At 27.2% G+C, this 23,688-nt stretch carries 17 protein-coding genes, 3 tRNA genes and 1 other RNA gene; 8 read left to right on the top strand and 13 right to left on the bottom strand.

The window, feature by feature from the left end; translation table 11 throughout:
- Nucleotides 1-3,366: 3,366 nt before the first annotated feature.
- Nucleotides 3,367-3,894, bottom strand: coding sequence for a nucleotide exchange factor GrpE (locus C530_RS01460; RefSeq protein ID WP_014895175.1), 528 nt, complete (start codon nucleotides 3,892-3,894; stop codon nucleotides 3,367-3,369).
- 86 nt (nucleotides 3,895-3,980) lie between these two features.
- Between C530_RS01460 and smpB the strand changes: the two genes are divergently transcribed.
- Nucleotides 3,981-4,430 (top strand): SsrA-binding protein SmpB, encoded by a 450-nt coding sequence (gene smpB, locus C530_RS01455; RefSeq protein ID WP_014895174.1) that lies wholly within the window; start codon nucleotides 3,981-3,983, stop codon nucleotides 4,428-4,430.
- A 981-nt stretch (nucleotides 4,431-5,411) separates the two neighbouring features.
- On the opposite strand, the gene thrC is transcribed toward smpB, so the two are convergent.
- The 8 genes from thrC to ilvB all read right to left on the bottom strand — a co-directional run bounded on the left by thrC (nucleotide 5,412) and on the right by ilvB (nucleotide 12,521).
- Nucleotides 5,412-6,797, bottom strand: a complete 1,386-nt coding sequence (thrC, locus tag C530_RS01450; protein WP_014895173.1) for a threonine synthase — start codon at nucleotides 6,795-6,797, stop codon at nucleotides 5,412-5,414.
- A gap of 30 nt (nucleotides 6,798-6,827) precedes the next feature.
- Nucleotides 6,828-8,102, bottom strand: coding sequence for a homoserine dehydrogenase (locus C530_RS01445; RefSeq protein WP_014895172.1), 1,275 nt, complete (start codon nucleotides 8,100-8,102; stop codon nucleotides 6,828-6,830).
- A gap of 13 nt (nucleotides 8,103-8,115) precedes the next feature.
- A complete protein-coding gene (gene rplS, locus C530_RS01440) occupies nucleotides 8,116-8,469 on the bottom strand; it encodes a 50S ribosomal protein L19 (protein WP_014895171.1) in 354 nt (117 codons plus the stop codon).
- Nucleotides 8,470-8,657: 188 nt separating this feature from the next.
- Nucleotides 8,658-8,978, bottom strand: coding sequence for a ribosome maturation factor RimM (gene rimM, locus C530_RS01435; protein WP_236858728.1), 321 nt, complete (start codon nucleotides 8,976-8,978; stop codon nucleotides 8,658-8,660).
- The gene (gene rpsP, locus C530_RS01430; protein WP_014895169.1) at nucleotides 8,975-9,223 is read right to left on the bottom strand and encodes a 30S ribosomal protein S16; all 249 of its coding nucleotides are present in this window, start codon (nucleotides 9,221-9,223) and stop codon (nucleotides 8,975-8,977) included. The genes rimM and rpsP overlap by 4 nt, the downstream gene beginning before the upstream one ends.
- A 19-nt stretch (nucleotides 9,224-9,242) precedes the next feature.
- Nucleotides 9,243-10,259: a ketol-acid reductoisomerase gene (gene ilvC / locus C530_RS01425; protein ID WP_014895168.1), complete on the bottom strand. Its 1,017-nt coding sequence runs from the start codon at nucleotides 10,257-10,259 to the stop codon at nucleotides 9,243-9,245.
- Nucleotides 10,260-10,280: 21 nt separating this feature from the next.
- Nucleotides 10,281-10,772 carry an acetolactate synthase small subunit gene (gene ilvN, locus C530_RS01420; RefSeq protein WP_014895167.1) on the bottom strand — a complete coding sequence of 164 codons (492 nt, stop codon included), beginning with the start codon at nucleotides 10,770-10,772 and terminating at the stop codon, nucleotides 10,281-10,283.
- Nucleotides 10,773-10,778: 6 nt separating this feature from the next.
- Entirely contained in the window at nucleotides 10,779-12,521 is a 1,743-nt protein-coding gene (ilvB, locus tag C530_RS01415) for a biosynthetic-type acetolactate synthase large subunit (protein ID WP_014895166.1), read from the bottom strand.
- A gap of 2,244 nt (nucleotides 12,522-14,765) precedes the next feature.
- On the opposite strand from ilvB, the gene C530_RS01405 reads away from it, so the two are divergent.
- Nucleotides 14,766-15,410, top strand: a complete 645-nt coding sequence (locus tag C530_RS01405; RefSeq protein ID WP_014895165.1) for a MarC family NAAT transporter — start codon at nucleotides 14,766-14,768, stop codon at nucleotides 15,408-15,410.
- Between the two features lie 363 nt (nucleotides 15,411-15,773).
- Here the strand turns inward: C530_RS01405 and C530_RS01400 are convergent, their stop codons facing one another.
- Complete coding sequence (locus tag C530_RS01400) at nucleotides 15,774-16,703, bottom strand: RluA family pseudouridine synthase (protein WP_014895164.1); 930 nt, start codon at nucleotides 16,701-16,703, stop codon at nucleotides 15,774-15,776.
- 209 nt (nucleotides 16,704-16,912) lie between these two features.
- On the opposite strand from C530_RS01400, the gene ssrA reads away from it, so the two are divergent.
- Nucleotides 16,913-17,285: a transfer-messenger RNA gene (ssrA, locus tag C530_RS01540) on the top strand.
- A 13-nt stretch (nucleotides 17,286-17,298) separates the two neighbouring features.
- On the opposite strand, the gene C530_RS01395 is transcribed toward ssrA, so the two are convergent.
- From C530_RS01395 to C530_RS01385, 3 genes are all read right to left on the bottom strand, one after another.
- Nucleotides 17,299-17,371: transfer RNA gene (locus C530_RS01395), tRNA-Thr, on the bottom strand.
- A 6-nt stretch (nucleotides 17,372-17,377) separates the two neighbouring features.
- Nucleotides 17,378-17,448, bottom strand: a tRNA-Gln gene (locus C530_RS01390).
- A gap of 33 nt (nucleotides 17,449-17,481) precedes the next feature.
- Nucleotides 17,482-17,554: transfer RNA gene (locus C530_RS01385), tRNA-Phe, on the bottom strand.
- A gap of 60 nt (nucleotides 17,555-17,614) precedes the next feature.
- Here C530_RS01385 and hisB point away from each other — a divergent pair.
- The 5 genes from hisB (at nucleotide 17,615) to hisC (ending at nucleotide 23,688) form a co-directional block, all read left to right on the top strand.
- Complete coding sequence (gene hisB / locus C530_RS01380) at nucleotides 17,615-18,202, top strand: imidazoleglycerol-phosphate dehydratase HisB (protein ID WP_014895163.1); 588 nt, start codon at nucleotides 17,615-17,617, stop codon at nucleotides 18,200-18,202.
- A gap of 11 nt (nucleotides 18,203-18,213) precedes the next feature.
- Nucleotides 18,214-18,834: an imidazole glycerol phosphate synthase subunit HisH gene (gene hisH, locus C530_RS01375; protein ID WP_014895162.1), complete on the top strand. Its 621-nt coding sequence runs from the start codon at nucleotides 18,214-18,216 to the stop codon at nucleotides 18,832-18,834.
- A 2,279-nt stretch (nucleotides 18,835-21,113) separates the two neighbouring features.
- Complete coding sequence (gene hisA / locus C530_RS01370; protein WP_014895160.1) at nucleotides 21,114-21,830, top strand: 1-(5-phosphoribosyl)-5-[(5-phosphoribosylamino)methylideneamino]imidazole-4-carboxamide isomerase; 717 nt, start codon at nucleotides 21,114-21,116, stop codon at nucleotides 21,828-21,830.
- Nucleotides 21,831-21,859: 29 nt separating this feature from the next.
- Nucleotides 21,860-22,633, top strand: coding sequence for an imidazole glycerol phosphate synthase subunit HisF (gene hisF, locus C530_RS01365; RefSeq protein WP_014895159.1), 774 nt, complete (start codon nucleotides 21,860-21,862; stop codon nucleotides 22,631-22,633).
- A gap of 11 nt (nucleotides 22,634-22,644) precedes the next feature.
- Nucleotides 22,645-23,688: a histidinol-phosphate transaminase gene (gene hisC / locus C530_RS01360; protein ID WP_014895158.1), complete on the top strand. Its 1,044-nt coding sequence runs from the start codon at nucleotides 22,645-22,647 to the stop codon at nucleotides 23,686-23,688.

Below are 23,688 nucleotides of genomic sequence, written 5' to 3'. Positions count from 1 at the left end.
TTTACTACCTCTTTAATCTAATCTTTTTTATATTAATTTTTACTTATTTTTATTCTAATCTATCCATTTTTTTTTACTTTGATCTTTTTTCACGTAACCAACCTCTTTTTACAACCTGTTTACCATTACATAACAACCTTTTTACAACTTTCTAAACGCATAACTACAACACCTACATAACCTCCTTCATTTACGCATAACTATTCAACACAACTCTTTACTTCTTTTTCACTTATAAGCAATACTCTTGTATACCAAATTTTGCTTTTAACATCTACACACACAACACTAATAATTTTTACTCTCCAATGCCAATCTTTTGAACTTTAATCAACACACCTTTATATATTTACTTTTTTTACCAAACTACCTACAACCACTAACTGCTTATATCTTTTTTTCTTCTCTCTACTTCGCTTTTCCTACAACTTTATTTAACAACAACAAACCATTCTTTTTAACCTAACTACTTACTAACCCCTTATTAACAAACATACACCTAATATACCTCCTTACACTTTACAAGTAATCAAACCTAACCTCTTTTATCTACATTCTAAACAACCATTATCTATCCTCTAATTTCTTTACACCTACACCTACTCCTACTCCTACTCCTACTGCTACTGCTAACTGCTAACTGCTAACTGTTTTTAACTAACCATTTACCACAAAACCCTTACACATAACTGCATCCCCTACCTACACATCTACACCAATCCTCTTACATACCTACACAACAAACTTTTCCTAATACTAACAATCAACTTTTTTCATCATTTCCTAACACAAATACACAACTAACAACTAACAACTAACATTCTTCACCCTTTGTATAACTCTTTTTTTTTTGCCTTAACTGTTTTTTTTGTATTAGCATAACAAATTTACATAACACATCTATCAACTTAATACTAACTACTACCCTATTATATATAAATACAACTTTTGTAACTTAGTTAACAGCAAAACCTAACTTTTTCAAACTCTTTTAATTAACAGCAAAACCTAACAAACAACAATTATCTAACTACCAACAATTGTCATGACATAACACAAAAATTTACTAACCAACAATTATAACTAATATCACTACATATTATACTACAACTTGTTTGCTTTCTTATCTGTACAACATATCTTGTTTATTTTACCTCAATTCTTAACACAATTTTATTCTAACAACTAACCTTTTTATCATCTAACAACTTCCATTTATTTCCTTTTATACATTTATTTGTTTTTTGTAATAACAACTAACATCTAAGCAATTACCTCTAACAAGCATTTCTTTCTCTTTTTTTCATACTACTCTATTGCTTTACAACTTTTTCTCTAACCTAATAATTCTCTTACACCATACAACTTTTCGTACAACTCTTACATAATAATCACATAACCTTTTTTAACAAACAACTAACTTACAACTATAAACTTTTTTTTAGCAACCTAACTTATTAACAAACTCACAACTAACAACTAACCAATCCTCATTTAACAAACAACCACTTTTAGCTTACAACCTTTAACATTTTTTTACTTAACACTAACCTAACAATTATTTTACAACATTCAACTTAATTAATTTTTCCTCTAACCTAACAAATAAACTATCAACTTACAACATTTACTAACCATCCTCTAATAACTTTACTCTTTAATACAACCTTTTACATATAACATATTTTATCAAACACACTAACAAAAAACTTTTATTTAACTTTTAACAACACTTCTCTAACCATTTATCATAACAAATAAAATATCACTTTCAAAAAAACAACCACCAAAATCACAACCCTATAAAGCAACATCTAACCTATCAACTTTAACCTACAAACTTTGAACTAAGCATCTTACCAACCACATCTAACAACCTTTTTCTATTAATTTACGTCTTATTCTCCTTGCCTACTAAACACCTTCTAACAACTTTTTTATATCAAACTTCGTCTTACCTCTTCTGTATACAACTCTTCTTTTTTCCTCCTCTAACTTACCTTTTCCATTATACAAATTTCATTTCAAAACACACTCATTAAACAACTATCTAAAAAACAACATCATTTAAAACAAACATCTATAACAACTCCTCTTATAATACAAATTTCTAATGAATCTACCTCTTTAAACAACTCCTATAACCCATTTTTTTTTAATATGTACAACCAATTATATTTATCAAACCTTTTACCTTCAACTTCTTTATTTTTTTTTATAACACTAACACTTTTACATTTTTTAAGATTTTTTAATACAACTATTATGATTAACTGTTTGTTTGTTTTAATACAAAAAATATAAAAACTATTTTAATCTACAATCTAAGATCTAAGATCTAAGATCTAAAGTCTTTTAAAAACTAACCTCTAATTAATAAACCTACAAACTCTAACTGATTTAACAACAACCAATTCTCTAACAAACAACAACTAATAAATAAACCTCTAATAACAAACAAATTAACATCTTACAGATATCATCTAACAATTAATAATTAAACATCTAATTTTACAATAACTTTTTAAGCTACTCTTTATCCTCTTTTTTAAACAACATCTAACAGACTAACATTCTTTCTTCTTCATACAACCTTTATTATAAGCAAACTCTAACAGATAATTTACAACAACAACATCTAACAAAAAATATCTAATAACTAAACTCTAAACCATAACATCTTTTAAAACACCTCTTTAATCTTTTAAGCAACCACTCAACCTACAACATCCTCTTACACTTTCCACTTATTTCTTTTCTCTTTCATATAACAACTATACACTTAACTACTAACTGATAATAACTAACTTCTAACCCTTTTTTTTAGCAACCTAACAATAAAACTTCTTTCTACTTCATACAACTGTTTTTTACTAAACATAAAACAAAAAATAATAATAATTTTAAGAAAGTACAACTATTAAATAATTTAAACCTTTACAGCAAAAACTTTCTGATTTTAACAACTACTAGATAATATAAACTGTAAACATTACACAATATATATAACTTAACAACCTAAATAAGTTTATAAACAACACCTCTAACAAGTTTATAACAGCTATCACAAAACAGATAACTGCATAACTGCATTTTAATAACACAAAACACCAAATACATATTTTCTAAAAAATACTAAACCTTAAACACTTGCTACTAAACCTCAAACCTCAAACCTTTTACATATACTGATTATATTATTACTATAATTTAAATAACTAACAATATCCAAACTCAAAACTCTAATATACGATATAAACAGTTGAACAAATAACTAACAAAAAAAACACCTTTTAAAACAAAAAATAACAGCAAACCCATATTATTTTTACAAAACACAACAACAACTAGCTTATAATACAAGTACTAATTTGTTTTACTTACAATTACCATAGCAGGACGTAATAAACGGTCATTAAGAAAATATCCTTTTTGTAAAACATCTACAATTAAGTTGTTGTTATTATTTAAAGATTTTACAGTCGCAATTGCTTCGTGACATAGTGGATTAAAAAGTTTTCCTAAAGGATTAATTTGATTCACCCCAAAATTTTTTATAACATTTAGTTGCATGTTTAATGTCATTTTAAAGCCTTCTATGTGATAATTATTTATTTTTTCTTTTTTCATAAGTTCAAAAGCTTTTTCTAGCCCATCAATAACAGGTAGTAATTCTTTTATAAATGTTTCTATTGCATATTTACGTGTGTTTTTTATTTCTTTATCAGCCCTACGTATATAGTTTTTTGTTTCTGCTTTAGACTTTAAGTTTTCGTTTTTATAATTTTCTAGTTTTATTTCAAGACTTAATATCTGTGATTTTATTTTATCTGTAATTTTTTGTTCTTGAAAAATCAACTTATTGTTATTTGAATATATTTTTTTTTTAAACATAATTATATTCCTAACATGTTCGTTAGTTTTATGTTAAACTTAGATTTAAGTGCGTTTATAGAAATTTTCAAGTTAATAAACCGTTAATGTCAATAATATATTTTAATCGTAAAGCAAAACATAAGTTTTTGATTTTTGACAAACTAGAAGCAGGAATTTCTTTTTTTGGTTGGGAAATAAAAAGTATACGCTGTAAAAAGTTTAATCTGGATAATACGTATGTAATAATTAAAGCCAATGAAGCTTTGTTATTAGGAGCTAACTTTATCCCAATAAATACTACTAATAAATTAATTACTATAAAAAAAACAAAAAAACTTTTACTAAAAAAAAAAGAAATCTTTTATATTAAATCTTATATAACTATTAAACGATATTCTTGTATACCTTTAAAGTTTTATTGGAAAAACCATCTTATAAAATGTCAATTAGCTTTAGTCAAAGGCAATAATTTTCTAGACAAACGTGATTTAGAAAAACAAAGAGATATTAAACAAAATCCTTATAAACATCATATATTTTTTCCTATTATATAACCTTTCACAATTCTTTTTTTCACTCAACAAACAACCTCTAACAGATACAACCTCTTTACTACAACATATACACTCTAACCTAACACCTAACACCTAACACCTCTAACCTCTAACCTCTAACCTAACAACTCTTACCTCTTACCTCTTTACTCTTACTCTTACCAACAACCAACAACCAACAACCTACAACCTACAACCTACAACCTACAACCAACAACCAACTACCAACTACCAACTACCTACAACAAACAACAAACAACCTCTTACCTCTTATCAGTTCCTTATACCAACTACAACAAAAGCAACATCTAAAAGCTTAAAGCAACCTCTAATAACTAACAAATAACATCTAATAAGCAACATATAAAAAAAAACAACAAAACATTTAAAAGAAAACACCTAACACATTAACTGCCTATAAGCGCAAAACACAAACCACAAACCACAAACCACAAACCTCAGACCTCAGACCTCAGACCAACATATTCTAAACTCTAAAAAATAACAGCTTACAACAAACAAAGAATAAAAAACTAAAATATAATGGAAAACTTAAAAGACATATAACTATTCTATATAATTAACACAATTTAAGTATATAATCTTAACTTAACAGCAGAAAAACATAAAAGCATAAGATCTAAACATCTAAGCAAAAAAAAAACAACAGAATAACTACTAACGTTGAACATCTAAAATAAAATATCAATATTGTTAATTCATATAGCAGTATAAATTATTTAACAGAAGAACAAACCAGAAAAAGTTTTTAAAAAAAAATACAAATAACAATTATCTAAAAACAAGAAAAAATATAGGATAAATAGCTGTACTAAAAAAAGAAAAATAATAAGAAAAATTTTTAAAATAAGATTTAACGAAACAATAAAAACTTTAATATATCAAACATAGAATTAAAGCTATAAAATAAAAAAGAAGTACTACAATAAAAAGACCAAGAAAAAGCACTGCAAAAAAAAATTAATGACAAACACTTAATATATAACTGTGCACTTTTGAAATATCTGCAGGCAAAATAGAATATTGTTCTTCTTTTAGTAATAATTCGTTAAGTAAAGAAGGTAATTTAAGAAAAAGTCCAGATTTTAAAATGGTATCATAAAATTTAGCTGGATGAGCTGTAGCTAACGTAATCATGGGTATTTCTGGAAAATTATTACATCTTTCGGCAGCAATTAAACCTATAGCTGTGTGAGGGTCTACTATAAAACCATTACGGTTATAAAACTGACTTAGTATAGACAAAATAGTGTTATCATTTACACTCGTACTATAAAACAAAGTTCTTAATTTCTTCAAAGGTTTTTCGTCTAGTATAGTGTAATTTTTATTATTAAAGTTATAAATCAAATTGTTAATAGCATTTGAATCTTTATTATAAGCATAAAACAACAACCGTTCAAAATTAGAAGAAACAACTATATCCATAGCTGGCGCTATAGTATTAACTAAATTTCTTATAGAAAAATCATTATATTCTATAATACGATGAAGTATATTATTAACATTTGTTGCAATTATTAGTTGCCTAATTGGCAAGCCCATTTTATAAGCTATATATCCTGCAAAAATATTTCCAAAATTTGCTGACGGTACGGTAAAACTTACATTCCTAAAAGGAGCACCTACTGCAAGTGCTGAAACAATATAATATACTGTTTGTGCTAAAATACGTGCCCAATTTATTGAGTTTATAGCAATTAACCTTCTTCCTTTAATAAAGCCACGATTATTAAAACTATCTTTAACTATTGCCTGCGCATCATCAAAATTTCCTTTTAAAGCTATATTATGTATATTATCTTGTTTAACTGTAGTCATTTGTCTTCTTTGAATTTCTGATACCATTTTATTTGGGTGTAAAATAAACATGTCTAAATTATTACAATCACAAAAACCAGCAATAGCAGCTGATCCTGTATCTCCTGACGTTGCACCCATAATAACAGCTTTTTCGCCACGTTTTTTTAAAAAATAATCTATTAAATTACCCATAAATTGTAAAGCTATATCCTTAAAAGCAAATGTAGGACCAGTAAACAAGTCCAATAAAAATTGATTGTTACCTATTTGTTTTATTGGAACTATTGAATCATTACAAAACCTTGTATAGCTTTTTTTAATTAAAAGTTTTAAGGACATATCATCAACATCATCAATAAAAAGACGCATTATACGATATGCTGATTCAATATATGAACACTTACTTAATTCGATAAATTCTTTATGCGAAAGTTTAGGAATTATTTCTGGAACATATAAACCACCATCACTTGCTAAACCAGTCAATACTGTATCTTCAAATGAAAGTACAGGAGCAACACCGCGAGTACTAACGTAACGCATTATTTACCACCCATTTTTTGTCATAAAACTTTAAACGTTTTCAACCCTTACTCTAGTAATATGTCCTAGAATAACATTTGTAGATTCTAGTTTACCGATCGCTAAATTCATATTTGCTTCTTTTGTACTATAAGTTAATAAAATAATAACAAATGAACTTTCCTGTTTTTTTAGCAATAAATGTTTTATTCTAATTCCTAGTTTATAAAATATATTTACTACATGTCCTATCATATTGAAACTAATAAGCATAAATCTCAAATAATAATCTGTAATTACTTGATCTATTGGTAAAATAGATACCGTTGCCATAGTACTAAAAGCTAAATAAGGAGTACGATTAATATGTTCTGTTAATTTATTTCTAGATACATCTAACAAATCAGATATTATGGCTGAAGCGGTAGGTTCTGAACCAGCCCCTATGCCATAAAACAATGTTGATCCAACAGCATCACCATTTATTTCAATAGCGTTTGTTACTCCATGTACATTAGATAATAATCTGTTTTTTGGAAGTAGAACAGGGTGTACTCTTAATTCTATTCCAGTTTTCTTTCGTTTAGAAAGTCCTAAATGTTTTATATTATATCCTAATTTATCAGCTTTTTTTACATCAGTTAGGTTTATACAACCAATACCTTCAATATAAATCTTTTCAAAGTGTAAAGGAATACCATAAGCTATTGCCGCTAAAATTGTTAATTTATGTGCAGTATCAGTTCCTTCTAGATCCAATGTAGGGTCTTCTTCTGCATATCCTAATAATTTAGCTTGATTAAGTATGTTTTCACAAGATATCCCTTTTTTCATATTTGTAAGTATATAATTAACTGTACCATTAATAATTCCAGCTATACTATAAATACGATTGGCACATAACCCTTCACGAATACATTTTATTATTGGAATACCTCCAGCTACTGCTGCCTCAAAAGCTACCATTACCCCTCGTTTTTTAGCAGCACAAAAAATTTCTTTCCCATGTATTGCAATCATTGCTTTGTTTGCTGTAACAACATGTTTTTTATTATTAATAGCTTCTAATACAAGTTTTCTAGCTATATTACACCCCCCTATTAATTCAACAACTACATCAACATTAGGATTTCGCACAACTTCAAAAATATTTCTCGTTACTTTAATACCTGTTAAATTACAAATTGGATTATCACTACGTGTACCTATCTGTTCTATAATAAATTGACTACCTATTCTCCGAAAAATTTCATTATAATTTTTTTTTAAAAGATTAAAAGTCCCTCCACCTACAGTTCCTAATCCACAAATACCTATTCGTATCAATTTTCATATTCCCTTAACTTATATTATTTATACGTGCCGATTTACCTTTCAGATCACGAAGATAGTAAAGTTTAGATTTACGAACCTTGCCTTTACGATTAATTTTAATGCTAAATATACATGTAGAATAAGTCTTAAATGTACGTTCGATACCTATTCCACTAGTTACTTTACGCACTGTAAAAGACGAATTTAAACCCCTATTGCGTTTTCCAATAACTAATCCTTCAAAAGCTTGTAATCTTTCAATAGAACCTTCAAGCACCTTAATTTGTACTATAACTGTATCACCCGTCATAAACTTTGGAATTATTTTAGTTTTCATTTGTTCTAATTCTATTGCTTGAATTAATTGATTAATACTCACTGTACACTCCTTTTAAATTGTTTAATAGTAGACCCTCACAGATAAGAAATTGCTAGTATAAATTTATCTATATTTACATTAGTAAGAACACTAGCAGTCAATAAATATTATTTTTTATTCTTTACTACTAGAATATAATTCTTACCTGTTACAAAAATCTACTGTACCTTTCCTATATATTTTTAATATTAAACTCTTAAATTTTTAAATTGATACAGATAATACTCACCTTTTTGTAAGTTAGGTAATAATTTTTTTTGTAATTTAATTAAAGATCCAATAAGAGTTTTAGCTTTTTCACATGTTTTAATTCCATACAATTGCACAATAAAAAATCTATGCACTAAACGTATACGCTTTACTTTAAAATATATATTTTTACCTTTTATTTCTAAAATCCACAATCTACTATAATCTATTATGTTACATCTTTGATTTGTATAAGAGTTAACTTTTATCCACCCTTTAACCCCATAAGACTTAGCTATACTTCCCATAATTATATTCACTTTTTGTCTTTCTTATTTTTTTTTAATAAGGATAAAACCCTATTAGAAATTTTTGCACCTTTATTTTTCCAATAACCTAATCTACTACTGTTTATACAAAATCTTTTTTCACTTATAACTAATGGATTATAATAACCTATTTTTTCAATAAATTTTCCATCACGTGAACTTCTAGAATCTTTAACATTAATCTGATAAAATGGCCTATTTTTACATCCACAACGCGTCATCCGTATTTTAACCATTACACTAACTCCATGCTTATTAATTCTTGTTCTTATCTATTATTTTATTTTTGCAAATCAATGGCATCATACTACGTAAAACTTTTCCAACTTTTTCAATTTTATGCTCCGAATTAATACGCCGTTTTGTTTTAAGTAACGTAAATCCTGTTTTTTTTTCAATAATAAAATCTTTTGCAAATTTCCCATTTTGTATATTTTCTAATAAAGTTTTCATATTTTTTTTTGTATCATTGTTAATGATTTTCTGGCCGCTTACATAATCCCCATATTCAGCTGTGTTAGATATTGAATAACGCATATCACCCAAACCCCCTTCATATATTAAATCAACAATAAGTTTTAATTCATGCAAACACTCAAAATAAGCCATTTCTGCAGAATATCCAGCTTCTACTAAAACCTCAAATCCAGCTGTTATTAATGCTGATACGCCACCACACAATACAGCTTGTTCTCCAAATAAATCTGTTTCAGTCTCTTCTTTAAATGTGGTCTGAATAATACCTGTTTTTCCACATCCAATAGCACTTGCATAAGATAAAGCAATATCTTTAGCTTTACCTGAATTATCTTTATAAATAGCAATTAGACTAGGTACACCACCACCTTGCATATAAGTTGTGCGTACTGTATGTCCTGGCGCTTTAGGAGCTACTAATACAACATCTATATCTTGCCTAGGTTCTATTTGTTGATAATGAACATTAAAACCATGAGCAAAAATTAATACTGCACCACTTTTTATATTGTTTTCTACATAACGATAATAAATATTTTTTTGTAATTCATCTGGAACTAACATAACTACAATATCTGCATCTATAATTGCTTTTTCTATTACTTCTACCTTCAAACCAGCTACTTCTGCTTTTTTCCATGAGCGTGAACCTTTATATAAGGCTACCTTTATATTTACTCCTGAATCTTTTAAATTATTAGCATGAGCATGCCCTTGTGATCCATAACCAATTACTACTACTCTTTTTTGTTTAATTAAAGATCTATTACAATCTTTTTCGTAATATATTTTCATTTTTCTTTTCCTTTTCTTTTTCTAACTTAATTTTACTTTTACCCAAACACGCGGTATCCCTGAAACTCCAGTGCGAACTACTTCATTAATACCTTTTAATGCATTAATAAAAGCATCTAATTTATCTTCATCTCCAGTGATTTGTATTATATAATCTGTTGTTGTTACATCCACAATATTAGCTCTAAAAATATCTGTAATCCTTTTTATTTCAGCTCTCCTGTCATCTGCTTCTGCTTTTACTTTTACTAACATTAATTCTCTAGCAATATGAGATACTTCTGTTAAATCTAATATTTTCACTACATCTACTAATTTATTTAACTGTTTTATAATTTGCTCTATTACACATGCATCTCCATTTGTCGTTAATGTCAATCTAGACAATGTTATATCTTCTGTGTGAGCTACATTTAGAGTTTCTATGTTAAAATTACGTTGTGAAAATACTCCTACTATTTTTGATAATGCCCCTGGCTCGTTTTCTAATAAAATAGATATAATATGCCGCATTATTTATTACTCCGCTTTTGAAATGATCATATCATTAATAGCTCCTAAAGGTTTTTGCATAGGATAAACATGTTCAAGTGGATCAATATAAATATTTAAAAATACTAGCTCATTTTTATTAATAAATACTGTTTCTAAAGCCGATTCTAATTCCTCTATTACTTTTACTGTGATAGCGTTTAATCCATATGCTTCAAACAATCTATGAAACTCTGGTAAAGATTCAACGTAAGAATTAGCATGCCGTGCCTTATAATTTATATCTTGCCATTGCCTCACCATACCTAACGAACCATTATTTAAATGTATAATTTTTAATGATATATCAAACTGTTTACATGTTGATAATTCTTGCATCATCATTTGAAAACTTCCTTCTCCAGTAATTAATACAACGTTCTCATGAGGATAACTTAATTTTACCCCCATAGCAGCCGGTAACCCAAAACCCATAGTCCCTAAACCACCAGAAGTTATCAATTTATTAGGTTTATTAAACTTATAATATTGTGCTGCAAACATTTGGTGTTGCCCAACGTCAGTTGCTATAATAGCTTCTCCTTTTGTTTTTTTATATACAGCTTCAATTACTTGTTGAGGTTTTATTAAATCTCTACTTAAAGCTGTAACTGGCTTATATAATTTACCGTCTCTATTTTTTATCCATTTGTTTATACATTTCCACCAAATTTCTAAATGCTTTTTTCTATTTTCAAGATTAATTTCATCTTTATAGCTCTTGTTAATTTTACTTAACAATTCTTTTACTACCTTTTTTGCCGATCCTATTATAGGTATATCTGCCAATATAGTTTTTGAAATTGAACACGGATCAATATCTACATGAATTACTTTTGCGTTAGGACAAAATTTTTCTGTATTGTTTGTTACTCTATCATCGAATCTCGCCCCTACACAAAATATAAGATCTGAATTATGCATAGCATTATTTGCTTCATAAGATCCATGCATCCCTGGCCAACCTATATATTGGAAATCACTTTGAGGATACGCACCAATTCCCATTAAAGATGTGACAACTGGTAAATACGCTATGTTTGCAAATTCTCTTATTTTCTGACTCGCTTTTCCTGTTATTGCTCCACCACCGACAAATAATACAGGCTTTTTTGCTTTTAACAATAATTTTAATGCTTTTTTTATAAACTCTTTATTGTTACAAACATTTTTCTTTTTTTCTCTTAGTTTTATATCATTTTGTTTAATGTATTCATATAACTCATTAGGTGCCGTCATGTCTTTAGGAATATCTACCAAAACTGGACCTAATCTTCCTGTGCTTGCTATATAAAATGCCTTTTTTAATATTGTAGGTATATCTGCCGTATCACGGATAGTAAAACTATGTTTAACTATTGGCCTAGTTACACCGACTATATCCGTTTCTTGAAATGCATCTTCTCCTATTAATTTACTTACAACTTGTCCACAAAGTATTACCATCGGTATAGAATCCATATATGCTGTTGCAATACCCGTTACTGCATTTGTAGCGCCTGGCCCTGATGTTACTAATACTACCCCTGGTTTTACACTAGCCCTTGCATATCCGTCTGCCATATGTGTAGCTGCTTGTTCATGGCGAACCAAAATGTGTTTAACAACTTTTTGACGAAATAAAGCATCATAAATATGAAGAGCTGCTCCACCTGGATACCCATAAACATATTTCACGTTTTCATCTTTTAAAAACCGTATTATCATATCTGCTCCTGACAACAATTCCACTTTTTAGCTCCTTTTTATATAGATAAATTTGTTTTTATTTTATAACATAGTTCAATTTATTACAATTTTTATGCTAAACTATTAGAGTTACTTTTTTTTACATCACATTATGACTTTAATACCACACAACAAAATAATATCAATCATACTGCAACATTTTATCTAATAACAAATAACCTCTTACCAGTCTTCAACAAACATTATTCACATGCATTTACCTTTAACAAAAATCCTTTTTTCCTAAACCTTATTCTACAATTTCCTTTTACAACCTACTTACTTTGTTTTTAATTATACAAATAACACACTATTTTTATCGCTCTACCATTTTCATTTCATCTACTATCAACTTAAACCTTTTTACACAACATTTACCAATAACTTTTTAGTATAATGAATTACCATTTTCATATATCAAACAATTTTTTCCTTTTTCTTTTACTTAAGTTTTATATACATACAACTCTTTATTTTTATTTTATACCCTATATATAGCTCTTATCTAGCAATTTTAAACCTTATATCAATTACAAGTCCTTATAAACACTACAGCAAATCACTCTAACATCTTTAAATACACACCTTCCACAAATACACTACACCTAATATCAACGACTAACATAACTACTAACAGCTATTTATCAATTTAATATTGCGTATAACTATCAAAATTAATAACAAACAAATTTAAATGCACTCTACCACAGAACCATACCTAAATAATTTTAAGTCATACACACCAAAGCTCTAATAAGCAAACCTCTAAACTAACAACAACAACAAGATCTAAATTATCTAACATATTTACTCTAAACTAACAACAAGAACAAGATAACAATACTCTAACAACTATCATCTAACTTCTAACTTCTAACTTATAATTAATAAAAAACAAGTTAAGCAACAAACATAAACAACCTCTAATAAACAATTTAAGCAACCATTATAATTCTAACCTCTAAACAAATAACCTCTAAACTACAATATCTTTTAAGCAAACATCTAATAAATAATCAATAACAAACAATCAAAGCAACCATTTTAATTAAATAAACCTCTAAACTACAACATCAAAGTAACCTACAAGCCTAAAAACTCTAAACAAAAAGAAACATCAAACCTAACAACTAACAACTCTAACAACTAACCTCTAACCTAACAACTCTAACCTACAAGCTACAAGCCTTAAACATCTAATTAATAATTTAAGCAAAAAACCTCCTCTAACCACAAAACATAACCTCTAACAGATAACATCTACTAACTACTAACTACTAACTACTAACAGATAACAGATAACCTCTTTTATACAACCTCAAACAGCAAACAGCAAACAGCTAACAGCTAACAGCTAAAAGCTAAAAGCTAAAATCTAAAATCTAAAATCTTTAATATTTAATCTTTTAACCAACCTCTAACAAACACCTCTTAAAAATAAAACTCTAAACTACAACCTCTTCTCAACTAACAAATAAACATCTAACAAACACTAAATAAACCATTAATTTATTAACATCTAACAACATAAAAATCAACATCTAACAAAAAAACAAAAAAACAAAAAATGTACAAACTTAAACTAAATAGTGATAATACAAATTATATGTTAGAATAACAACCTCTAAAACATAAATTCTAAAAACTTTTAAGCAACAAACAACATTATAACAACTATCAGCAAAATAAGATAAACACAAAATACCAAAATAACCTCTAACCACAAAATAAAAAACACAAACCACAAACCACAAACCACTAGCCACTAGCCACTAGCCACTAGCCTTAAACATTTTAATATAACCTCTAAACATAAAAACTTTAATCTAAACTAAACACTCTAATCTATAATCTACAATCTACTTTCTCAAAACTTTAATCTTTTATCTTAAAACTTAATACTTTTAACAACAATCTAATTCTACAATCTAAACACTCATTTATTCAACCTCTAACAACACTCAACTTTTTACTAAATTACATTTCTCATCTAACAACAAACACATATTTTAATCTCTAAATACATAAATACAAAGTTTATATGAAGCATTGAGCTAAGCACAGTAACTGTTAAGCATGAAGTGAGAGCAAAAAACAAAAAAAGGCAGAAAAGTACATAAATATCAAAAAGCTAAAAACAAATGTATTAATTATAAAACATAAGGACAAAAAAGGATCACAAACAAAATAAATATAAAATACAACATAAAGTACAGTCAAAAAAAAAAACAAGGATTTGAAAAAACAATGTTTATAGAATATATACATTCAGTTCTATTTTTTTTTATAACATTATTACCTGTTGCTAACCCTATTGCAAGCACGACCTTATTGTTGACTTTAGGAAAGAAAATTAAAGCAAAGGAACGAAAAAAACAAATCTATTTTGCTACTTTATATGTTGGTATTATTATTCTTGTTTGTTTTTATGCAGGAAAAAATATACTAAATGCATTTGGTGTCTCTATAAATGCACTACGGTTAGCTGGAGGCATAATTTTGTTATATTTTGGATTTGACTTGTTGTTTAATGTTACCGAAAAGAAACAGATTACAGAAAAAAATCATTTACAACAATCACACCTCAACATATCGTTTGTTCCACTTGCTTTACCAGGAACAGCTGGTCCTGGCACAATTGCTTTGATTATTAGTTCATCTTCAAGTTTGCCTTCTTCATGTTTGATACATTTTGTAATATGGTCTGTTACAGCGTTGTTTACATTAATGTTTTTAATTTGTTTGTTAAGTGCGAATAAGATATTTAAAAGAATTGGACCTTCTGGTATTGATGCTATTTCTCGTATTATGGGATTTATATTGATTTCTATGGGAGTACAATTTATTATTACAGGTTTCCAGAATATGTTAATAGTACTATTTCATTTATAAAAAGGTCTATCAAAACAATACGAATTAAAAAAAATAAAAACAAACACACCGTTACAACAATTACATCAATACAAAAGATGATATAAATGTGCTATTTAGTTTCTAATTTAAATAATAAAACAATTACACAAAATAATGATACAGAGTTGATTAACATGTGCATACAGATTTTAACTTCCCTAACCATTCCACTACGCACAACTTATACAAATCACTATCTTTAAACAACTTTCACACATTTCCATAAATAACAACATATAATGACAATACTGTAATAAAAATCTAACAATATACAGTTAATCAAAATATAGTAACAGAATCTAAAAAAATGAAAAAACCAGAAAAAATGAAATTATATAACTTTTATAAAGTATGGCTTATGGTGTGTATTTTATTTGTCCTCAATAGAGCTAATAAAAGTGTCATATCTTTTGGCAATTTAGCTAACAATTTAATATATATTTGTTTTGAAGGATGTTTTAAAATTAAACAATGAGCATGTAAAGCTTGCCTAATATTAAGATTAGGCAATATTTTGTTATTTAAGTACAATTCATCACCTATTACAGCACGACTTATAGATTGCATGTGAACTCTTATTTGATGAGTACGTCCTGTTTCTAACCAACAACGTAGGTATGTATGTGTATTAAACCTTTCAAGTACTCTAAAATGTGTTATCGCTATTTTCCCTTCATCATTAACTATATTTTTTTTCTTTCTATATTTTATATTTCGACCTATTTGGGAATTTATATAACCGCCTATATCAAGTTGACCTAGGACAACGACATCATATTCTCGAATAATGCTTTTTTCTTTTATTTTTGTTTTAAGGTCTCTATATGATACTAAGTTCTTAGCTATTATTACTAGCCCACTCGTATCTTTATCAATACGATGTACCAAACCTGCTCTTGGTAAGTTTATAAAGTCGGTCTTTTTATAAGACAAAATTGCATTAACTAAAGTTCCTTTAATATTACTTTTAGAAGGGTGTACAACTAAACCAAATCTTTTATTTATAACCAGTATTTCGTTATTTTCATAATTTTTGTAAAAATAATCAGGTTCAAACACTCGTTCAACAATATACAACTTCGTATAATGTATTAGGCTTATCCATTTGAATTTTTTTAAAAATATATTTTGCTTAACTGTGAAACCGTCTAATCTTATTTTTTTTTTTATAAATGTTTTTATTTTTTCTCTAGTAATATAAAAAAGCTTTCTTGATGTTTTATCTAGTCGCAGTCCCTTCCTGATGCTTAAAAGACACTTTATCGTTTTCATATTCTAAACTTTTTTCTTTCTATTATATAGACCATTCTTTTCCTTTTATATAACACACACATTTTCTTTTCTAATTAACAAACATTAATTATCTTTAAACAAAAGATATTAACAAACAAAAAAACTAACAAATATAAACACAGCGACTATATAAACAATGTTTTGTTTGATTTGACATAGATAATAAGTTTAATTAGTATAATATTACTGGGGGCGTTATGGATTCGACATAAATAAAAATTTTTAAGAGCATGTCGAGATTTTTCTTCTCTCGTTAATCAAAAGTTAATATTTATTATATTCCAAAAATACAAGTTGTGCTCAGAATTATAGCTTAGCTGCATAATTCAAATTCATAACTTTATGTTTACTATTCCATAATTAATGAATCAAGAGCTATAAAGAGTAGTATATCGTTCATTACTGTCTTTACTATTGAACGTTAACCTTTACTAAGACTTACCTTAATTAATCTTGCTCATCAGGTTTTTTAACAAGTATTATAAAGATGAAGCTTAACATGTAGAAACTTAATCATTTTATATTTTATGGACGCGGGTTCGATCCCCGCCGCCTCCACTTCCCTCTACTTAAATGCCGATATCAGGACTCGAACCTGATACCACCTGATTACAAATCAGATACTCTACCAAATGAGCTATATCGGCTGTATACTGGGGTACCAGGAGTTGAACCTGGGATGCCGATACCAAAAACCGGTGCCTTACCACTTGGCTATACCCCAAAAAAAAAGAAAAAAAGTATGAGAAGAAAAAAGTGGCTAGAGGCGGAATTGAACCACCGACACAAGGATTTTCAGTCCTCTGCTCTACCATCTGAGCTATCTAGCCAAAAGAAGATATAATTATAAAATTATAAAAAAAAAAAACAAGAATAGAATAGGGAAGGGTATGTCTGTTAATAAGAAAAAAAAATATCGGACTGCAAATATATATCGAGAAACAAAGGAAACAAAAATTAGGGTATATGTGAATTTAGATGGTCAAGGTAAAATAAATATAAAATGTGGAATAGAATTATTAGAACATATGTTAGATCAAATAACAAATAATGGACAAATAGATTTAACTATAAAAACAAACGTATATTCACATATAGATCATCATCATACTATAGAAGATATAGGAATAGCAATGGGTAAAGCGTTTAAAAAAGCGTTAGGTAAAAAAATTGGCATTAAAAGATATGGGTGTTCTTATGTACCTATGGACGAATCTTTATCACGTGTAGTTATTGATTTATCAGGCAGACCATCATTACATATGACTAAAGTAGGTAAGTTTGATCTTTTTAGAGAATTTTTCAAAGGTTGGGTTAACAATTGCAAAAGTACACTACATATAGATATTTTAAAGGGATTTAATTCACATCATCAAATAGAAAGTATATTTAAATCTTTTGGTATTTCTATACGAAAGGCCATTACAAAAGATAAACGTATAACTAACAAGTTATATTCAACCAAAGGTACGTTATAAAAGTATATATTATGGCAATAATAATTATTGATTATGGAATTGGTAATTTATATTCTGTAGCAAATGCAATAAAAAAAGTTACGAAGGAAAAGGTTTATATTACTAATGATGCTAAAAAAATAAAACTTTCTAATCGCATAATACTACCAGGTCAAGGCGCTATAAAAGATTGTATAAAAGAACTAAAAAAAAAAGAACTATATTGGTTATTAAAAGAAATAATTAATACAACAAACAAACCAGTGTTAGGAATTTGTATTGGCCAACATTTGTTAATGGAATCGAGTGAAGAAAACAAAGGTGTTTTTGGTATTAATTATATTAAAGGTATAGTTAAAAACTATAAAAATAAAAACTTTAAAATTCCACATACAGGATGGAATATCGTCTATAAACACAAAGAACATCAAATTTGGAATGGAATAAAGAGCGGATCAAGATTTTATTTTGTGCATAGCTTTTATGTAAAAACAAGGTTTAAAAATAATGTGTTGGGTGTTACGGAATATGGTGGAAAATGTGCTAATGTTATTACATATTATAATTCAGTAATAACGGTTCAATTTCATCCTGAAAAAAGTTCATCTTTAGGACTAAAATTTTTAAAGAATTTTATTAATTGGTTGCCTTAAAGTTCAACAATATAATCTGTAGTTTAATACTAATTATGTTACTTTTTATCTTTTTAATTTTTTTGTATTAAGTTAATTGAACTTATGCTTCAAAATTATTATGCTTTATTTATCTGCTGTTTACTATATTCTAAACTTTTTGTTTTATTTTTAGCTTCTTAAACTCTGTATGTTGTTAGTACATTAGTTGTTATATTATTAATAGTAATGTAAAAAGTTGGTCTATTCTATTACAACAGGTATCTTATATTAATTGCAGTAGGCTTAATGTTAGGTTTATATAAGATATGTATAAAGTGTTATATGTACTAAATAAAAAATTAAAAGTAAATTATATTCTTTAGATATTTGTGTTTATGTTATTATGTGTTAAGATATGTGTTTTATGTTTTTGTGTAGTTAATTTAAAAAGTTATGTTAGTAATTAGATATTACGTGCTGTGTTTTATGTTTTTGTGTAGTTAGTTATTAGAGGTTTTGTGATTTGATTTGTAGTTAAGTGTTAAAAGTTTAAAGATGTGGCTTGGTGTTTACTTGTTTTGATTAAAAAAAAAATTGTTCTTGTTTATTGTTTTTAAATATATTTTGTTATTAAAATTATTTGCTATTGTTGTTTATTGTTGTTATCAAACAGTTTTTATATCAAATTAGTTTTTATGTTAAATTTGTGTGTTTTTTTTTTGCTAAGTAATTGTTTGTTAAGTTTTTAGAAAATAGTTTAAAAGTTATTGTTTAATTTTGGTTAATAACAAAAGTTGTATAAATCTTTAATAAGATAATTAATAAATATTGGTTATGGAAACAGTGTTATATGAAGATAGTAGAATAAAAAAGTGGTGTGTATTTGCTGTAGCAGGTTCTGTGGTAACAGGAAGATAAGGCTAAAGGTAGGTTCATAAAGGTAAAAGGTGAAAGGTTATATAAAAGTATAAGAGAATGGTGGAATGCTAAAGATTGTAAGGTATAGGCAGTAAGGCTAAAGTATTATAGAAAAGTAAGTAGAAGGTTATATAGTAAGTGAAAAAAAAGTAGTAAAGGTTAAGATATAGATCTAAATGTTAAGAGGTGTTAATGGGAAGATATTAAGATGTTATGTGTATGCTGATAAATGTTTACAGTAAGCAGAAAGGAGTTATATAAAAAAAAGAATATATATACTAAAAGAAGATATTGTATGTAAAAACATTTGCTTGTTAGTTGTTAGTTGTTAGTTGTTAGTTGTTAGCTGTTAGCTGTTAGCTGTTTGCTGTTTGCTGTTAGCTGTTAGCTGTTAGCTGTTAGGCAAAAGAAATTGTGTTTGCTGAAAAAGGTGTTAAATGAAAGAAAAAGGACAATAAAAAAGGTTTTTGTGTTGTTTATGTCTTTAGTATTTTGTTAGTTTGTTTATGTATTATTAAAAAAAAATAGGAAAATTGTAATGGCTAAATGTTGTTTTGTTGATAATAATGTTTTTATTTATGGGTTGTGTGATTTTTGGTTTGATGTTTTGTTGTTTATGCTTCTATATTTATGATCAATGGATTAAATGTGTTGTGGGTTTGTTGTTAGCAGATGTGCTTGTTTTATAGTATTAGATTTGTGTTTTATAGTATTTGATTTCTGTTTAATTGTGGCTAATTTGTTATGTGCTTTAATTGAAGTGTTTAAGAGGAAATGTATGATGTTAAACTAAGCTGTATGTTATTAGTTATTATATTTTTGTTAGCTAGTTAGTTCGTGGTAAGGGCTGTATAATGTAAAACAAAAAAAACAAGGTAATATGCTGTATGAGGAAAAGTAGGCGGTACAATATATGTTTAGTTAATAGGTCTTAAAGCTGTTTAGTTCGTGGTAAAAGAATAGGATTCAAAGATGGTTGTAATGCTTGTATTGTAAAAAGCGTATAGGTATAGGTTTGAGGATAGTTGTTAATAGTTTTGGTTAAAAAGAATATATGTTAAGTGGTTGGTGTTTGCGGTTAGCGGTTAGGAGGTAATAGTTAAGGGTTGGTATTGGTGTAAAAGGGGTATATAAACGGTAAAAGGATGTAAAAATAAGTGTTGGTATTGGTGGTGGTGGTTGTAGGGGTATAAAAATGGTTGAATATTGTTAGTGTATTTGTTAGAAGAAAGACTAGTTGTAGAAGTAGGAAAAAGGGTTGTGTGTATGAAAAAAAATATTGGTAAAAGAAAGTTAGAGTAAAAGAAGGTCAAGCAGTATGTATTGTAAACTCAATATTAGAGAGAAAAAGTTTCTAATAGGTATGTTATTAAGAAAAATATGGAAAAAAGAGATAAGTAATGCTAATAATACCGGCTATAGATTTAAAAAATGGTAAATGTGTAAGATTAAAACAAGGACGTATGTATAAAACTACAGATTATGGTGATCCTTTAAAAGTTGTACAAAGATTTGTAAAAATAGGTATAAAAAGATTGCATGTAATAGATTTAAATGGTGCGGTTTTAGGAGAGCCAGTAAATAAATATATTATAAACAAACTTATTAAACATTATCCTAATTTGATTTTACAAATAGGTGGGGGTATTAGAAATAGTGCCACAATAAAAAAATATTTAGATGTTGGTATAAAATATGTAATCATAGGTACATTAGCAATAAAAAAACCACATAGATTATATAATCTATGTAAAAAATTTGGTAAACATATTATTTTAAGTATAGATTCATATAAGGGATATGTTGCTATAGATGGTTGGAAAAAAATAGCAAATATAAAATCTACAGAGTTAGCAAAAAACGTTTCTAATTGTGGTATCAGCTCAATAATATATACAGACATTTCTAGAGATGGTATGATGCAAGGATTAAATCTAAAAAAAACAATTAAATTAGCTAATTTCGCCAAAATACCAATAATTGCGTCAGGGGGATTAAATAATGTATTTGATATAGTAAATTTAAAAACAAATAAAAACACTTTTATATTAGGAACTATTATAGGTCGTGCTTTTTATGAAGGTAAAATAGATTTATATAAAGCACTATTAATTTAAAATAATAAAAAAAATAGGTTTTATTTTATATGAGCTTGTCTAAACGTATAATTCCATGCTTGGATATTGATTGTGGAAAAGTAGTAAAAGGTATAAAGTTTGAAAACACTCGTTATGCAGGCGATCCTTTAAAAATTGCTAAGTTTTATAACGAACAAAAGGCAGATGAAATCGCATTATTAGATATAAAAGCAAGTTATAGTGGAAAAAATAATACTATAGAAGTAGTTAAGAAAATAGCAAATGAAATTTTTATACCATTAACTGTAGGAGGCGGAATAAAAACTTGTAAGAACATTAGAGAATTACTGAATGCAGGAGCTGATAAAATTTCAATAAATACTGCTGCTGTATTAAATCCAAAAATAGTGCGTGAAGCATCTGATAAATTTGGGAGTCAATGCATAGTAGTAGCTATAGATGCCAAACGAAAAACAAATAAAAATATAAAAGAAGATTGGGAAGTTTTAACTTATGGAGGCAGAAAAAATAGTGGTATTAGTGCAATAGATTGGGCCTGTAAAATGGTTAAATATGGAGCAGGTGAATTATTAATTACTAGCATTGATAGAGATGGAACTAAAAGAGGCTTTGATATTAATCTTATTAAAACTATTAGTCAAAGAGTTAACGTACCAATTATAGCTTCAGGAGGAGTTGGTAATTTAGATCATTTTGTTGAAGGCATAAAAACAGGTAAAGCAGATGCTGTTTTAGCAGCTAGTATATTTCATTTTGGTGAATATACAATTGATAAAGCTAAAAAATATATGGCAAAAAAAGGAATTTCTGTTAGATTTTAAGGTAACATAAAATGAGAATGAGTTATAAAATTAATAAATTACATCCATATACACCTGGTGAACAACCATATAAAAAAATGATTAAATTAAATACAAATGAAAATCCTTATCCTCCTACTCCTAAAATAAATAAGTTATTAAAAAATTTTAATTATTATAAATTAAGACTTTATCCTGATCCAACAACTAGTAAGCTTAGAAAAATTATTGCAAAAGTATATAATGTTAAATCTGAACAAATCTTTATTGGTAATGGCTCAGATGAAGTATTAGCGTTAGCTTTTATGACGTTTTTTTGTCAGAAATTACCATTATTAATGCCAACGATAACTTATAGTTTTTACCCAGTTTACTGTAAGTTGTATAATATAAGATATAAAACAATACCATTGCAAAACAAATTTGAAATAAATTTAAAGAAAATGAATATCAGTAATGGAGGTATAATCTTTGCTAATCCTAATACACCTACAGGTCATGCAATCTCTTATATAGAAGTTAACAAGTTGCTTGATATACATAATGAATATGTAGTTTTAATAGATGAAGCATATATAAAATTTGGTTCTGAAAGTGCAATACCACTGATAAAAAAATATAAAAATTTATTAATTGTAAACACTTTATCAAAAGCTTATAGTTTAGCTGGGATAAGAATTGGTTTTGCTATAGGATCTACTTATTTAATAAAAGGATTAGAAAAAGTTAAAAATTCATTTAATTCATATCCTATTGATGTTATTAGTGAATTAATAGCTATTGAAGCAATTAAAGACATTAAGTATTTAAAAAAAATTTGTAATTATATTATTTATATACGTGAAACTTTATCAAAGCAATTAAAAGATGTTGGTTTTACTGTTTTGCCGTCTAAAGCTAATTTTATGTTAGTTAAACCAAATAATATATCAGCAAAAACAATGTTTATTAAATTACGCAATCATGGTATTTTATTAAGATATTTTAATAATATAAAAAAATATATACGCATATCAATAGGAACTATACAACAAATGAATTATTTAATAGAAACGATTAAATATATATTAAAGTAA

This window comes from Candidatus Portiera aleyrodidarum BT-B-HRs (assembly GCF_000300075.1).
Classification (GTDB): domain Bacteria; phylum Pseudomonadota; class Gammaproteobacteria; order Johnevansiales; family Johnevansiaceae; genus Portiera; species Portiera aleyrodidarum.
Note: the sequence above shows the minus strand (reverse complement) of the source record. Positions and strands in the feature narration are given on the sequence as shown.

What these genes read in the sequence shown, in the direction of transcription:
- C530_RS01460 (WP_014895175.1), bottom strand. Translation starts at nt 3,894, where the DNA reads ATGTTTAAAAAAAAAATATATTCAAATAACAATAAGTTGATTTTTCAA.
- smpB (WP_014895174.1), top strand. Translation starts at nt 3,981, where the DNA reads ATGTCAATAATATATTTTAATCGTAAAGCAAAACATAAGTTTTTGATT.
- thrC (WP_014895173.1), bottom strand. Translation starts at nt 6,797, where the DNA reads ATGCGTTACGTTAGTACTCGCGGTGTTGCTCCTGTACTTTCATTTGAA.
- rpsP (WP_014895169.1), bottom strand. Translation starts at nt 9,223, where the DNA reads ATGGTTAAAATACGGATGACGCGTTGTGGATGTAAAAATAGGCCATTT.
- ilvC (WP_014895168.1), bottom strand. Translation starts at nt 10,259, where the DNA reads ATGAAAATATATTACGAAAAAGATTGTAATAGATCTTTAATTAAACAA.
- ilvN (WP_014895167.1), bottom strand. Translation starts at nt 10,772, where the DNA reads ATGCGGCATATTATATCTATTTTATTAGAAAACGAGCCAGGGGCATTA.
- C530_RS01405 (WP_014895165.1), top strand. Translation starts at nt 14,766, where the DNA reads ATGTTTATAGAATATATACATTCAGTTCTATTTTTTTTTATAACATTA.
- C530_RS01400 (WP_014895164.1), bottom strand. Translation starts at nt 16,703, where the DNA reads ATGAAAACGATAAAGTGTCTTTTAAGCATCAGGAAGGGACTGCGACTA.
- hisB (WP_014895163.1), top strand. Translation starts at nt 17,615, where the DNA reads ATGTCTGTTAATAAGAAAAAAAAATATCGGACTGCAAATATATATCGA.
- hisH (WP_014895162.1), top strand. Translation starts at nt 18,214, where the DNA reads ATGGCAATAATAATTATTGATTATGGAATTGGTAATTTATATTCTGTA.
- hisA (WP_014895160.1), top strand. Translation starts at nt 21,114, where the DNA reads ATGCTAATAATACCGGCTATAGATTTAAAAAATGGTAAATGTGTAAGA.
- hisF (WP_014895159.1), top strand. Translation starts at nt 21,860, where the DNA reads ATGAGCTTGTCTAAACGTATAATTCCATGCTTGGATATTGATTGTGGA.
- hisC (WP_014895158.1), top strand. Translation starts at nt 22,645, where the DNA reads ATGAGAATGAGTTATAAAATTAATAAATTACATCCATATACACCTGGT.